At 73.9% G+C, this 14,153-nt stretch carries 12 protein-coding genes; 9 read left to right on the forward strand and 3 right to left on the reverse strand.

Annotation, left to right across the window (positions count from 1 at the left end; translation table 11 throughout):
* Positions 1-180 precede the first annotated feature (180 nt).
* A complete protein-coding gene (locus tag ACZ45Q_RS14255; protein ID WP_468259815.1) occupies positions 181-1,521 on the forward strand; it encodes a wax ester/triacylglycerol synthase family O-acyltransferase in 1,341 nt (446 codons plus the stop codon).
* Between the two features lie 187 nt (positions 1,522-1,708).
* A complete protein-coding gene (locus tag ACZ45Q_RS14260) occupies positions 1,709-3,193 on the forward strand; it encodes an SDR family NAD(P)-dependent oxidoreductase (protein ID WP_468259817.1) in 1,485 nt (494 codons plus the stop codon).
* 99 nt (positions 3,194-3,292) lie between these two features.
* Here ACZ45Q_RS14260 and ACZ45Q_RS14265 read toward each other — a convergent pair whose 3' ends face one another.
* Positions 3,293-3,742, reverse strand: a complete 450-nt coding sequence (locus tag ACZ45Q_RS14265; protein WP_468259820.1) for a hypothetical protein — start codon at positions 3,740-3,742, stop codon at positions 3,293-3,295.
* A 472-nt stretch (positions 3,743-4,214) separates the two neighbouring features.
* On the opposite strand from ACZ45Q_RS14265, the gene ACZ45Q_RS14270 reads away from it, so the two are divergent.
* Complete coding sequence (locus ACZ45Q_RS14270; protein WP_468259822.1) at positions 4,215-4,388, forward strand: hypothetical protein; 174 nt, start codon at positions 4,215-4,217, stop codon at positions 4,386-4,388.
* Positions 4,389-4,436: 48 nt separating this feature from the next.
* Entirely contained in the window at positions 4,437-4,919 is a 483-nt protein-coding gene (locus ACZ45Q_RS14275) for a GNAT family N-acetyltransferase (protein ID WP_468259825.1), read from the forward strand.
* On the opposite strand, the gene ACZ45Q_RS14280 is transcribed toward ACZ45Q_RS14275, so the two are convergent.
* Together ACZ45Q_RS14280 and ACZ45Q_RS14285 are read right to left on the reverse strand one after the other, a co-directional pair.
* Positions 4,900-6,273, reverse strand: a complete 1,374-nt coding sequence (locus ACZ45Q_RS14280) for an amidase (RefSeq protein ID WP_468259828.1) — start codon at positions 6,271-6,273, stop codon at positions 4,900-4,902. The two genes, ACZ45Q_RS14275 and ACZ45Q_RS14280, sit on opposite strands and share 20 nt — an antisense overlap.
* Positions 6,274-6,446: 173 nt before the next feature.
* Complete coding sequence (locus ACZ45Q_RS14285; RefSeq protein WP_468259830.1) at positions 6,447-7,502, reverse strand: LacI family DNA-binding transcriptional regulator; 1,056 nt, start codon at positions 7,500-7,502, stop codon at positions 6,447-6,449.
* Positions 7,503-7,718: 216 nt separating this feature from the next.
* Here ACZ45Q_RS14285 and ACZ45Q_RS14290 point away from each other — a divergent pair, with 216 nt between their 5' ends.
* The 5 genes from ACZ45Q_RS14290 to ACZ45Q_RS14310 are packed head-to-tail and all read left to right on the forward strand — an operon-like array spanning position 7,719 to position 14,148.
* Entirely contained in the window at positions 7,719-9,008 is a 1,290-nt protein-coding gene (locus tag ACZ45Q_RS14290) for an ABC transporter substrate-binding protein (RefSeq protein WP_468259833.1), read from the forward strand.
* Between the two features lie 6 nt (positions 9,009-9,014).
* Positions 9,015-9,923, forward strand: a complete 909-nt coding sequence (locus ACZ45Q_RS14295; protein ID WP_468259836.1) for a carbohydrate ABC transporter permease — start codon at positions 9,015-9,017, stop codon at positions 9,921-9,923.
* On the forward strand, positions 9,920-10,834 hold the full coding sequence (locus tag ACZ45Q_RS14300; protein ID WP_468259839.1) for a carbohydrate ABC transporter permease: 915 nt from the start codon (positions 9,920-9,922) through the stop codon (positions 10,832-10,834). Before ACZ45Q_RS14295 ends, ACZ45Q_RS14300 begins: the two co-directional genes overlap by 4 nt.
* A 36-nt stretch (positions 10,835-10,870) precedes the next feature.
* Positions 10,871-12,133 (forward strand): glycoside hydrolase 5 family protein, encoded by a 1,263-nt coding sequence (locus tag ACZ45Q_RS14305; RefSeq protein ID WP_468259842.1) that lies wholly within the window; start codon positions 10,871-10,873, stop codon positions 12,131-12,133.
* Positions 12,130-14,148, forward strand: a complete 2,019-nt coding sequence (locus ACZ45Q_RS14310) for an endo-beta-N-acetylglucosaminidase (RefSeq protein WP_468259845.1) — start codon at positions 12,130-12,132, stop codon at positions 14,146-14,148. Before ACZ45Q_RS14305 ends, ACZ45Q_RS14310 begins: the two co-directional genes overlap by 4 nt.
* The last annotated feature ends 5 nt before the right edge of the window (positions 14,149-14,153 follow it).

The following is a 14,153-nucleotide window of genomic DNA, read 5'->3' on the forward strand; positions in this document are numbered from 1 at the left end:
AGCGCCACGGCGGGCGCCACCTGCCGGAATCAGGCCGCCCACGCCTCAGGAGTCCCACCGCCGCGGTCGGCGACCGCACTTAATCTGGTGTTAACTGTACGTAGCCTGATCGTACTTGACCGTAATCGTCGAGGGGCGATTGACTGCTGGTCCATCCGTTCGTCGACGCGAGGCAAGCCCTTGACTCCTGACCTGCTCGCTCCCCTCGACCTGGCGTTCTGGAACATCGAATCCGCCGAGCACCCCATGCACCTCGGTGCGCTCGGGATCTTCTCGGCGCGCTCCCCCACCGCCGGCGCCCACGCGGCCGACCTGCTCGCCGCCCGTGCCGCCGGGGTGCCCGGACTGCGGATGCGGATCCGGGACGTGTGGCAGCCGCCGCTCGCCCTGCGCCGGCCGTTCTCCTTCGGCGGCGCGGCCCGGGAACCCGACCCCGGCTTCGACCCGCTCGACCACATCCGGCTGCACGCCCCCACGGCCGACTTCCAGGCCGACGCCGGGCGCCTCATGGAACGCCCGCTCCACCGCCACCGGCCGCCGTGGGAGGCCCATGTGCTGCCGGGGGAGGACGGGGTGTCCTTCGCCGTGCTGTTCAAGTTCCACCACGCGCTGGCGGACGGGCTGCGCGCGCTCACCCTCGCCGCCGGCATCCTCGACCCGCTCGACATGCCCGCGCCCCGGCCCCGCCCCGAGGAGCCGCGCCGCGGTCCGCTCCCCGATGTGCGCCGCGTGCCGGAGCTGCTGCGCGGCGCGCTCCGCGACGCGGGCCGCGCCCTCGACATCGGCGCCAGCGCGGCCCTGTCCGGACTCGACGTGCGCTCCTCGCCCGCGCTCACCGCCGAGCCCTCCGGCACCCGCCGCACCGCGGGCGTGGCCGTCGACCTGGACGACGTGCACCGCGTCCGCAAGGCCGAGGGCGGCACCGTCAACGACGTGCTCATCGCGGTCGTCGCCGGCGCGCTGCGCCGCTGGCTCGACGCACGCGGCGACGGCAGCGAGGGCGTCCTGCCGCGCGCCCTGATCCCCGTCTCCAATCGGCGCCCGCGCTCCGCCCAGCCGCCCGGCAACCGGCTCTCCGGGTACCTGATACGGCTCCCGGTCGCCGATCCGGACCCGCTCGGCCGCCTCGGCGCGGTCCGCTCCGCCATGGACCGCAACAAGGACGCCGGGCCCGGCCGGGGCGCCGGCGCGGTGGCGCTGCTCGCCGACCACGTCCCGGCGCTCGGTCACCGGCTCGGCGGGCCGCTGGTGGGCGGGGCCGCCCGGCTGTGGTTCGACATCCTGGTCACCAGCGTGCCGCTGCCCAGCCTCGGCCTGCGGCTCGGCGGGAACCCGCTCACCGAGGTCTACCCGTTCGCGCCGCTGGCCCGCGGGCACTCCCTGGCGGTCGCCGTCTCCACGTACCGCGGTCAGGTGCACTTCGGGCTGGTCGCCGACGCCCGCGCGGTGCCGGACCTCGACCTCCTCGCCCGCGCCGTGTCGGAGGAGGTGGCGGAGCTGATCACCGTCTGCGACCCCTGATCCCCGGGCGGTCCGGTCCGGGGACGCCGGGTGTTCCGGCCCGGGGACGCCGGGTGATCCCTCGGGTGATCCTGGGCGGTCCCGGTCCGGTTTGGCGGCCCGCCGCGGCGCTCGCGTAAAATCCCCGGTTCGAAAGCGGGCGCGAGTCGGAGCGCCGCGACGGGTGACCCAAGGAACGGCAGCGGCGATGACGGTGACACAGGACGGCTCGGCGACCACGGACGGGGCGGCCGGGTCCGGGCACGGCCCCGGGATCGACCCGGAACGGCTGGCCGTCTGCCTCAGCGTGCTCGAGGAACTCGACCAGCTCGATGTCGACCACCCGGACGCGATCCTGGTCCGCCGGGCCACCTCGCACATCTACCGCACGGTCAAGCAGCGCCGCCGCCAGGAACGCCGGGCCGCCAAGACCGCCCACGACAAGGCGGTCACGGAGGCCACGGCCACGGGCTCCGCCCAGCGCATCGACGACGAGACGGAGGGCATCCTGCCCTCCTCCCGCACCGAGGAAGGCACGATCGCGGGGATACTCCAGCGCCCCCGCTCCTGCTACGTCTGCAAGCAGCGCTACGTCGAGGTCGACTACTTCTACCACCAGCTCTGCCAGACCTGCGCCGCCGAGAACCGGACCCGGCGCGACGCCCGCGCCGACCTCACCGGCAAGCGGGCGCTGCTCACCGGCGGCCGGGCCAAGATCGGCATGTACATCGCGCTGCGGCTGCTGCGCGACGGCGCCCACACCACGATCACCACGCGCTTCCCGAACGACGCGATCCGCCGCTTCAAGGCCCAGCCGGACAGCGCCGAGTGGATCCACCGGCTGAAGATCGTCGGCATCGACCTGCGCGACCCCGCCCAGGTCGTCGCCCTCGCCGACTCGGTCGCCGCCGAGGGCCCGCTGGACATCCTGATCAACAACGCCGCCCAGACCGTACGGCGCTCCCCGCAGGCCTACAGCGAGCTGCTGGCCGCCGAGTCCGGCCCGCTGCCCGCCGGTGAGCTGCCCGCCGCCGAGGTGATCGGGACGTTCGGCTCCGGCGCGGTCGCCGAGCTGCCGATCGCGGGCGGCGGCGCGCTCACCGCGCAGGACGTCACCGACCTGGCGCTGGTCTCCGGCTCGGCGTCCCTGGAGCGCATCGCGGCCGGCACGGCCATCGACGCCGGCGGACTCGTCCCCGACCTGCACGACACCAACAGCTGGATCCAGACCGTGGAGGAGGTCACGCCGGTCGAGCTGCTGGAGGTGCAACTGTGCAACTCCACGGCGCCGTTCATCCTGATCAGCCGGCTGCGCCCGGCGATGGCGGCCTCGCCGTCCCGGCGGACGTACATCGTGAACGTCTCCGCCATGGAGGGCGTCTTCAACCGCGGCTACAAGGGCGCCGGACACCCGCACACCAACATGGCCAAGGCCGCCCTGAACATGCTCACGCGCACCAGCGCGCAGGAGATGTTCGACAAGGACGGCATCCTGATGACGGCCGTCGACACCGGCTGGATCACCGACGAGCGCCCGCACCCCGACAAGGTCCGCCTCGCCGAGGCCGGCTTCCACGCCCCGCTGGACCTGGTCGACGGCGCGGCCCGGGTCTACGACCCGATCGTGCGCGGCGAGTCGGGCGAGGACCTGTACGGCGTCTTCCTGAAGGACTACGCGCCGGGCAAGTGGTAGGCGGGCCGCCGCGACGGCGCTTCGCGCACGCTCCGTTCGCGCGGTCCGTGAGACGCGCCCCGCGCCCGCTTTGCCGGGGCGGTCCGGGGCGCGGAGCGGTCAGTCGACGGCCCCCAGTCGCGACTGCCGTGCCGCGAGCAGTTCCAGCACCGTGCGCCAGTCCTCCAGGACACCCGCGTCGAAGACGGCGACCCGGCCCTCCTCGCCCGCTTCGCGCAGCCGCAGCAGATCGTCGTCGGCCGGGGCGCCGGACCGGTGGTGGAGGCGCAGCAGTCCGGCGACGCGTTCGCCGAGCAGCGGGCGTATCGCGTCCGCCGTGCGGTCCGCGCCGCCGGCCGGGTCGGCGGGCCACAGCAGCCGGCCCACGGGGTGCACCAGCCCCGCCACCTGGAGTTCCTTGTCGGCGGGGCGGCTGCGGCGCAGCAGCGCGGCGGTCCGCAGCGCGTGGTCGTGCAGATCGGCCGGTCCGCCGCCGGGCCCGGCCGGGCCGCGCGAGCCCCGGCAGGCGTACAGCAGGTCCATCAGCTCCTCGACGCTGCGCAGCTCCATGCGTCGGTCCTCCCGCGAGACAGCCCTTGCGGTCCGTCAGCAGACCATGAGGAGCTTGCGGCCCGGCCAACGGCATTTGAACTGCGCAATCAACTCTCCTGCGACGTTCGCAGACGCGCTCGGTGATGTGCGCCGATCGGGTGAGTCATGTGCCGGGCGTCGCGGGACGAATCGGTGAAGAACGGCCCAACTCCGCACCGCAGGACGCGTGATGGTTACACCATGTTTTCAGCCCCATAGAGCGGACCCCCGCTCATTTGGTTAATCTGGAGCCGACGGGCAGCAGCACGGGTCCTACCCACACCCACAGCCCGTCATGGGACGAGCCGGGGCACAACGGCCTCCTCCCAGTCGAGTTACCGGCGCCACCGCGTCCCTAACTGCTCTTGACCGAGACCCGAGCGGGCGTCAGGCGACGGACAGCAGACTGGCCGGCGACGCCCGAGGGTGACCGACACAGAAGGAGTGCGCGGTGACACCGGAGAATTCGAACAGCGATCAGCGCCCCAAGGAACGCCCGGAACGTACGGGCCGCCGCACCGGAGAGCTCGGCAGCCTCGACGTGTGGGCCCGCTCCGCCCCGATCCGTCTGGCGGGCTACGAGGAGGACCTCGCCGAGCCGCACATCCTGCCCAGCGTGGACTGACGCCGCCCCAGCGATCGCCGACGGCATGGGCGTGCGAGACTCACGCCCATGCTGATCAGGGAAGCAACGGCCGACGACTGGCCTCGCATCTGGCCGTTCTGGCACCGCATCGTCGCCGCCGGCGAGACCTACGCCTGGGACCCGGGCACCCCCGAGGAGCGGGCCCGGGAGCTGTGGATGAACCCCGCCAAGCGGGTCTTCGTCGCCGAGGACGACTCCGGCACCGTCATCGCCTCCGCCTACGTCACCCCCAACTACGGCGGCCCCGCCGCCCGCATCGCCAACGCGGGCTTCATGGTCGACCCCGAGCACGCGGGCCGCGGCGCGGGCCGCGCCCTCGCCGAACACGTCCTGGCCGCCGCCAAGGACGACGGATACCGCGGCATGGTCTTCAACGCCGTCGTCGAGACCAACCCCGCGGTGCGCCTGTGGACCTCCCTCGGGTTCACGGTCCTCGGCACCGTCCCGGACGCCTTCGAGCACCCGCGACTCGGCCCGGTCGGGCTGCACATCATGTACCGGGCGCTGTGAGACCCCCTCCGGCGGGCGCAGGCGCCGTCCGCCGCCACGGGCGCAGCCGCTCGATCTGCTCCGCCAGCGCCAGCAGCTCACCCTCCGACCCCGGCCGGCCCACCAGCTGGACGGCGCACGGCGCACCCGAGGGCAGGCTGCCCAGCGGCACCGACATCGCGGGCCGGCCGGTCAGGTTCCACGGCGGGGTGAACGGCGAGTACGCCGTGTTCGCCGCGATGTTGCGCAGCCAGCCGCGCTCGTGCCAGGGCGCGGCCCGGGGGCCGCGGCGGGCCAGGGCCGGGGTGAGCAGCACGTCGTACTCGGCGAAGAACGGCTCCAGGCGGGCGCGCAGCCGCTCCCTGCCGCGGCCCGCGGCGGCCGTGCCGGTCAGACGCCGGCCCACGGCCGCGTGCACCCGGGTCCGCCGGGCCAGCAGCCGCGGGTCCAGGCTCCGGGCGTCCATGGAGGTGCCCGCCGTCCACTGGACGAGCGCGGTCAGGCCCAGCGTCGCCGGATAGGGCGGGTCGGCCCGCCGGACCTGGTGGCCGCACTTCATCAGCACCTCGGCGGCCTCGCGCACCGCGGCCGCGTACGGCCGGCTGACGGTGACCCCGGCGATCGGGCTGCGCAGCGAGACAGCGATCCGGCGCATGCCCGGCTCGCTCCGGCCGGGCGCGGCGTCGCCGGCCAGGACCGTGAGCAGCAGCCGGGCGTCCTCGACGGTCGTGGCGAGCGGGCCGTTCTCCGCCATGCCGAACCAGTCGCCCTCGCCGATGCCGGCCGGGACCACGCCGTGGCCCGGCTTGAGGGTGACCAGACCGCAGTTGGCGGCCGGTATGCGCAGCGAGCCCATGCCGTCGTTGCCGAGCGCGACCGGCACCAGGCCGGCGGCCACCGCGGCGGCGCTGCCGCCCGAGGAACCGCCCGCGGTGCGCGTCGGGTCCCACGGGTTGCGGGCGGTGCCGTGCACGCCCTCCGTGGTGCCGAACACGCACAGCTCCGGGACGTTGGTCAGCCCCACCACGACCGCGCCGGCCGCGCGCAGCCGGGCGACGGTGACGTGGTCGGCGCCGGCGGGTGCGGCCGGCGTCGCGGCCGAGCCGACCCGGCGGGACTCGCCGCGCACCGCCAGGTTGTCCTTGACCGCCACCGGCACGCCGGCCAGCGGCAGTTCGGCCAGGTCGTGGCGGGTGCCCACCTCGTCGGCCTCGGCGAGCGCCGCCTCGGCCCGTACGGTGCGGAAGGCGCCGAGTCCGGCGTCGAGCCGTTCGATGCGGGCGAGGTGCTCGGTCACCACCTCCCGGGGCGTGACGCGCTTCTCGCGCACGGCGGCGGCGATCTCGACGGCGGTCCGGCCGGCCCAGTGGGTCACGAAGGCTCCTCGGGTGCGGTGCGGCTGGCTACTGGTGGGTACGCAGGCAGCACTCTGCCCTGGCCAAGGGCACCGCGTCGAGACCCACGGCAGGCGCGGGCCGCCGGGCCTGCGGGTGGGGTTCAGGCGTCCCCGGCGTCGGGCGGGCCGCCGATCCTGTGGCCGGACGGGGTTCAGGCGTCCCGGGGCCGGCGGGCCGGGCCGGTGCTGTCGCGTTCGATCAGGCGGGGCACCGGTACCCGGACCGTGCGGGCCGGGCCGCCGTCCAGCAGGGCCGTCAGTTCCGTGGCCGCCGTGCGGCCGAACTCCACACTGTCCCGGGAGAGCGCGGACAGCCACGGCTTGACCATGCGGCACAGCGCCGAGTCCTCCCAGGCGACCACCGACACGTCGGCCGGCACGGCGAAGCCCAGCTCGGCCGCGGCGGCGACCCCGGCGACGGCCATCACGTCGTTGTCGTAGATCAGGGCGGTCGGCGGGGTGGGCGCCTGGAGGACCCGGCGGGTCACGGCGGCGCCCTCGGCGTCGGAGTAGTCCGTCGTCACCGACCGCACCTCGGTCAGGCCGCGCCGCTCCGCCTCGGCCCGCAGGGCGCGGATGCGGCGCTCGGTGTGCGCCAGGCCCGGCAGCCCGGCGATGTGCGCGATCCGCCGGTGGCCGCGGGCGTACAGCCCGTCCACCAGGGCGGCCATCGCACCCGCGTCGTCCGCCCACACCGTCGACAGCCCCGGGTGCCGCTCGTCCGGCGCGCCGCCGATGACCACGGCGGGCAGGCCCAGTTCGTCCAGCAGGTCCGGACGCGGGTCCGCCGAGCGCGGGTCGACCACCAGCACGCCGTCCACCCGGTGCTCCGCCCACCACCGCCGGTAGACCGCGCACTCGTCCGCCACGTCCGCCGCCACCTGGAACAGCAGCCCCAGATGACGCTCCGCCAGCACCTCCTGGATGCCGGAGACGAGCTGGAGGAAGAACGAGTCCACGCCGAGCGTGTGCGGGGGCCGGGCCAGGACGAAGCCGACCGTCGCCGCGCCCTCGCCGGACAGCGCCCGGGCCGCGGTGCTGGGCCGCCAGCCCAGTTGTTCGGCGACCCGGCGCACCCGGTCCCGGGTCACCTCGGAGACCCCCGGGCGGCCGTTCAGCGCGAAGGAGACGGCGCTCTCGGAGACCCCCGCGCGGCGCGCGATGTCCTTCATCGTCGGCCGGCGCGCGGCGGGCCGCTTGGCCGGCATGGTCGCCCCTTTCCTCGACTGATCACTAATGCGCTTGAGTGCGAGGAGCCTAAAGCGCATTAGCGGGATTTGGCAATCCTCTCCCCGAACCCGCTCCGACCTGCACTAATGAAGCAGAGATTTCTTTAGTTCGGGTGAATCCATTGACTTTCCTCGGAACCGCCCGGCAAGGTGCGCTGGCATCCAGCCGACCGCCGCCCAGGGAGACGTGTCACCGTGCCCACCTCACGCAGAACACTCGCCGTCGCCGTCGCCGCCCTTCTGCTGCCGCTCAGCGCCTGTGGCTCCGGGGGCGACGGCGGCGGCTCGGCCGACGCCTCCGGCAAGGTCGAGGGCGACATCACCTTCCAGACCTGGAACCTGCGGGCCAACTTCAAGACGTACTTCGAGGACCTGATCGCCGATTTCGAGAAGAAGTACCCCGGCACCGACGTCAAGTGGGTCGACCAGCCCGCCGAGGGCTACGCCGACAAGATCAGCGCCGACGCCGCCGGCGGCACCCTGCCCGACGTCGTCAACGTCTCCCCGGACCTCGTCGCCCCGCTCGCCAAGGCGGGCCTCGCCCTCGACCTGGACAAGGCCGCGCCCCAGTACGAGAAGGAGTACCTGGAGGGCGCCTGGGCCAGCCACCGGGTACCGGGCCTGGACGGCACGTACGCCTTCCCCTGGTACCTCAACACCGGGCCGCTGTTCTACAACAAGTCCCTGTTCGAGAAGGCCGGCCTCGACCCCGCCGATCCGCCGCGGACCTACGGTGAACTCTTCGACCAGGCCCTGCGGATGGCGGAGAAGACCGACGGTGAGGTCGCCACGCTCGCCAACGTGCCCACCATCGAGGACTTCGGCCGCTACGGCGTCCCCCTGATGAACGACGAGGGCACCGCCTTCACCTTCGACGACGCCAAGGGCGTCGAACTCCTCACCCGCTACAAGGAGCTGTACGAGGCGGGCGCCCTGGACGGGCAGGCGCTGACCGCGACGCCGGAGTCGTCCGGCAAGAAGTTCCTCACCGGGGCCGTCGCGATGAACCCCGGCAGCGCGCTCGACCTCGCCACCTTCAAGAAGCAGGCCCCGAACCTGTACGAGAACATCGGCATCACCGACCAGATCACCAGCACCGGTCACGTCAACATGTACGTGATGGGCGTGATGGTCAACGCGCGGAGCGACCGCAAGCCCGCCGCCGTCGCCTTCGCCCACCACGTCACCGAAGCCCGGCAGCAGATGTCCTTCGCCAAGAAGGTCGCCATCTTCCCGAGCACCGCCGGCTCCCTCGACGACCCGTACTTCACCGAGGAGGACGGCACCGACGTCACCCGAGTCCGGGTGGCCGCCGCCAAGTCGCTGAAGACCGCGGTCAACTACACGCCCGTGCTGTTCAGCGAGCAGATGAAGACCGAGCTGCGCAACGAGGTGGCCAAGGCCCTCCAGGGCAAGAAGAGCCCGAAGGAAGCCCTCGACAACGCTGTCACGGCCTGCAACCGGCTGCTGCGGCAGCAGGGCTGACCCGTCATGGCGAGTCCCACCCTCTCCGGGAGCCCGGTCCGGCGCGTGCGGCGGCAACTGGCCACCAGTCCCTGGCTGTTCGCCGCGCCCGGACTGCTGATCACCGGCGCGTTCATCCTGTACCCGTTCGTCTCCACCCTGGTCAACGCCTTCACCGACCGCCGCACCCTGGTGCCCGGCGAGTTCGTGGGCCTCGCCAACTTCCGCGAGCTGCTCCACGACGACATGTTCTGGACCGGCCTGCGCAACAGCACCCTCTACGTCCTCGGCGTCGTCCCCGCCCTGGTCGTGCTGCCGCTGCTGCTCGCCCTGCTGGTGCAGAAGAACATCCCCGGCATCACCTTCTTCCGCTCCGCCTTCTACACCCCGGTCGTCGCCTCGATCGTCGTCGTCGGCCTGATCTGGGTGTGGATGCTGGACGACCGCGGCCTGGTCAACTCGGTGCTGGAGGCGGCCGGCGCCGGCCCGGTCGGCTTCCTCGGCGACCAGTGGCTGATCCTGCTGAGCGCCATGGGCGTCACCGTCTGGAAGGGCCTCGGCTACTACATGATCATCTACTTGGCGGCGCTCGCCAACGTGCCGCGCGAACTGCACGAGGCGGCGGCGGTCGACGGCGCCGGCCCGGTGCGCCGCTTCCTCACCGTCACCGTGCCCGCGGTGCGCTCCACCATGGTCCTGGTCGCCGCGCTGTCCTCGGTCGCCGCGTTCAAGGTGTTCTCCGAGGTGTACCTGATGGCCGGCCCCAGCGGCGGCCCGGCCGGCGAGGACACCACCCTCGTCATGCTGGTGCAGCGCACCGGCACCGGCCTGACCGGCCGGGTCGGCTACGCCTCCGCCATCTCCGTCGTCGTCTTCGCCGTCACCGTCGCCCTGATGCTGCTCGTCCTGCGCGCCGACCGGAGGGAGGAGTCGTGAGCGTCGTGGAGAAGGCCCCGCCGGCCGCCGGGACCCCCAGGACCGCGCCGGCCCGCGAGCCGAGGATCACCGACGAGCACGGCCGCCGCGTGCGGGGCTGGGAACTCGCCCTGCGCTACGCCCTGCTGCTCGCCGTCCTGGCCCTGACCATCGGCCCGTTCCTGTGGCAGCTGTCGACCTCGCTGAAGGGACCGACCGAGGACATCTTCAGCTCCCCGCCGCGGTTCCTCCCCGCCGACCCCACCCTGCACAACTACGCACGGGTCTCCGAGACCATCCCGGTCTGGGACTACGCCCTGAACTCGCTGAAGGTCGCCACCGCCAACGTCGTCACCAACTGCGTCGGCGCGGCCCTGGCCGGCTACGCGCTGGCCCGGCTGCGCTACCGCGGCCGGCGCGTCACCACGCTGGTGTTCGTCCTGGCGATGCTCGTGCCAGTGGAGGGCATCATCATCGCCCAGTTCACCACGATGCGGGAGCTGGGCCTGAACAACACCCTCCTCGGCGTCCTGCTGCCCGGCTGCGTCAGCGCTCTCAACGTCCTGCTGATGCGCAACGCCTTCCTCAACCTGCCCTACGAGATCGAGGAGGCCGCCTACGTCGACGGCGCCAACGTCTGGCAGCGCTTCTGGCGCATCGCCCTGCCGTCGGTCAGGGGCACCCTCGCCGTCGTCGCGATCTTCGCCTTCATGGGCGCCTGGGACGACTTCCTCTGGCCGCTCATCGTGCTCAGCGACCCCTCCAAGTTCACCCTCACGATCGGCCTCAACTACCTGCACGGCACCTTCGCCAACGACGAACGCCTCGTCGCCGCCGGCACGATCATCGCCGTGGCGCCGCTGATCGTCCTCTTCGCCTGCCTCCAGCGGTACTTCTTCCGCGGGGTCGGCGAGGGCGCCGTCAAGGGCTGACAGCCGCCCCGACACCCGTACCCCCAAGGACACCGCATGCCCCCTGCCGTGCGCTTCGGCGTCAACTACACCCCGAGCGAGGGATGGTTCCACCACTGGCTCGACTTCGACCTGGACTCCGTGCGCGCCGACCTCGACTCCATCGCAGCGCTCGGCCTCGACCACGTCCGCGTCTTCCCGCTGTGGCCCTACTTCCAGCCCAACCGCTCCCTGATCCGCGCCCGCGCGGTCGAGGACCTCCTCGCCCTCGTCGACGCGGCCGCCGAACGCGGCCTCGACGTCGCCGTGGACGGCCTCCAGGGCCACCTGAGCAGCTTCGACTTCCTCCCGGCGTGGACCCGCACCTGGCACCGGCGCAACCTGTTCACCGACCCCGAGGTGATCGAGGGACAGGCCGCCTACCTGCACACCCTCGCCGCCGCCCTCGCCGGTCGGCCGAACTTCCTCGGCATGACCCTCGGCAACGAGGTCAACCAGTTCTCCGCCGCACCACACCCCGACCCCGACCGGGCCACCGGCGAGGAGATCGACGGCTGGCTGGAGCGGATGCTCGCCGCCTGCGAGAAGGGCGCCCCCGGCCGGATGCACCTGCACGCCGAGTACGACGCCACCTGGTACCAGGACGACCAGCCGTTCACCCCCGCCCAGGCCGCCCGCCTCGGCGCCGTCACGGCCGTGCACTCCTGGGTGTTCAACGGCACCGCCCAGCGCCACGGCCACGCCTCGGTCCCCGCCGAGCACCACGCCGCCTACCTGGTCGAGCTGAGCAAGGCCTGGGCCGGCGACCCGCACCGCCCGGTCTGGCTCCAGGAGGTCGGCGCCCCCGCCCCCCTGGTGCCGCCCGAGCACGCCGCCGCCTTCACCGAGGCCACCGTCGCCGCCGCCCTGGACTGCCCCGGCCTGTGGGGCGTCACCTGGTGGTGCTCCCACGACGTCTCCCGGCGCCTCGCCGACTTCCCGGAACTGGAGTACGGCCTCGGCGTGCTGACCAACGACCGCCGCCCCAAGGACGTCGCCGCCGTCCTGGCCCGCGCCGCCCGCTCGGAACGCGCACTGCCCCGCGTCACCGCGCCGCGCGCCACCGCCCTCGTCGTCCCCGCCGACCCGGGGCGGCGCTCCCGCTGCGCACCCGGCGGCCCCGTCTTCGAGGCCTTCTTCCGGCTCGTCGCCGACGGCGCCCGCCCGACCACCGTCCTCGACACCCGCGCCCGGGACCGCGGCCACCTCGCCGCGCGCGGCATCACCGAGGTCGTCACGCCCGGACAGGTACTCCCCACCCAAGGAGGCACCCGCTCGTGAACACCGACGGACCGACCCGACGCACCGTCCTGCTCGCCGCCGGCGCCGCCCTGGCCCTGACCGGCCAGGCCTGGCCGGCACACGCCCGCCCCGGGGCCGCGGCGGGCCGGCCGTACGCCGCCTACTGGTTCCCCGACTCCCTGCCCGACGGCACCCCCGGCCCCGGCATCACCTGGCGCAGCCTGAAGGAGTGGCGGGCCGGCACCGACCCGGACCTGCCCTTCAACGCGGCCACGGAGCCGCTCGCCGCGCGCTTCACCCCGGTGCCGGCCCATCCCACGGCCCGCGCCGGGCAGGCCCGCGTCCAGGCCCTGGTCTCCTTCGGACCGACCTCGTCCAACCCGTCACAGGGTTCGGCGACCGCCGACCACTACGCCCTGACCCACTGGGCGTACATCGACGAACTCGTCTTCTGGGGCGGCTCGTCCGGCGAGGGGCTGATCCTCGCGCCGAACGCCCCCGTCGTGGACGCCGCCCACCGCCACGGCGTGCCCGTCCTCGGCACCGTCTTCCTGCCGCCCGTCGCCTACGGCGGCCGGCTGCGGTGGACCCGGGACCTGGTGCAGCGGGACCCCGCCGGGCGCCACCCGCTGGCGCGGCGGCTGGTCGAGGTCGCCGAGGCGTACGGCTTCGACGGCTGGTTCGTGAACGCCGAGACCGGCGGCGGCGACCGTGCGCTGGGCGCGGACATGCTGAGCTTCGTGCGGGAGCTGAAGACCCTCGCCCGCGCCAGAGGGCAGCGGGTGACCTGGTACGACGCGATGACCGTGGACGGGGAGGTGAGCTGGCAGGGCGGGCTCACCGACCGCAACCAGGCGTTCTTCGAGGCCGCCGACGACATGTTCGTGGACTTCCGCTGGACACCGGACCGCCTCGCCGCCTCCGGCCGCACCGCCGAGCGGCTCGGCCGCAGCCGCTACGAGCTGTGGGCGGGCGTGGACGTGGAGGCGAACGGCTGGAACACGTCCGAGAACTGGGACGCGATCGTCCCGAAGGACCGGCCCCACGTCACCTCGATCGGCCTGTACCGGCCGGAGTGGACCCGCAACCATCTGCCGGCGGACCGGCGCACGCCCGCCGACTTCCACGCCGCCGACGACCGGTTCTGGACCGGACGCTCCCTGGACCCGTCCCGCCCGGACGACGGCGACGCCTGGCGGGCGCCCGCCGTGTCCGTCGCCGACCGGTCCACCGTGACGTCCGTGCCCTTCGCGACCGTCTTCAACACCGGTCACGGGCTGCGCTGGTGGGAGGACGGGGAGGTGACCTCCGACGCTCCGTGGAACCACCTCGGGCTCCAGGACCGGCTGCCGTCCCGCCGCTGGGTCGTGCGCACGGCGGGGGAGCGGCCCGCGGTCGGCTTCGACTTCGCGGACGCCTGGCGCGGCGGCAGCAGCCTCCTGGTGGACGGCGCCCTCGACGCGCCGGCCGAGGTGGACCTGTACGCCACCCGGCTGCCCGTCGGCCCGGACACCGTCGTCGAGGTCACGCACCGGACCGACGCCGGGGCGGTGACCGTCGAGCTGGCCGTGGCCACGGGGGAGCCGGGCCGCGCCGGGGACCCGCCGCCGTACACGTATCTGCCGGTGCCCGGCGGAACCGGCTGGCGGACGGTGACGGTGCCGCTCACCGGCCTGAGCGGCACCGTGCACGCCCTCGGCGTCCGGCTCACCGCCGCCGGGCGCCCCGCGCGCTGGCGGCTCGGCGGCCTCGCCGTGCGCGGCGCCACCCGGCCGGCGCCCGCCGCCCCGGCCGGCCTGCGGATCACCGGAGCGGACGGCGGCGGCCTGCGGTTCGCCTGGAGCCGGGGGCGGCGCGACGGCGTCCGCCACTACGCCCTGCACCGCGTCCTGGCCGACGGCACCCGGCGGTTCCTCGGCGGCACCTGCCAGTACGCCTTCTTCGCCGGCGGGCTGCGGCCCGAGGACGGCGAGCGCGGCGCACGGTTCGAACTGCGTGCCGTGGGGGAGCTGTACACCACATCGGCCCCCGCCGTCGTGACCCACACCTGGTGACCGGA

The organism is Streptomyces sp. NPDC031049 (assembly GCF_055571015.1).

Coding starts and splice junctions, on each gene's coding strand:
- ACZ45Q_RS14260 (WP_468259817.1), top strand. CDS start 1,709: ATGACGGTGACACAGGACGGCTCGGCGACCACGGACGGGGCGGCCGGG.
- ACZ45Q_RS14295 (WP_468259836.1), top strand. CDS start 9,015: ATGGCGAGTCCCACCCTCTCCGGGAGCCCGGTCCGGCGCGTGCGGCGG.
- ACZ45Q_RS14285 (WP_468259830.1), bottom strand. CDS start 7,502: ATGCCGGCCAAGCGGCCCGCCGCGCGCCGGCCGACGATGAAGGACATC.
- ACZ45Q_RS14305 (WP_468259842.1), top strand. CDS start 10,871: ATGCCCCCTGCCGTGCGCTTCGGCGTCAACTACACCCCGAGCGAGGGA.
- ACZ45Q_RS14275 (WP_468259825.1), top strand. CDS start 4,437: ATGCTGATCAGGGAAGCAACGGCCGACGACTGGCCTCGCATCTGGCCG.
- ACZ45Q_RS14265 (WP_468259820.1), bottom strand. CDS start 3,742: ATGGAGCTGCGCAGCGTCGAGGAGCTGATGGACCTGCTGTACGCCTGC.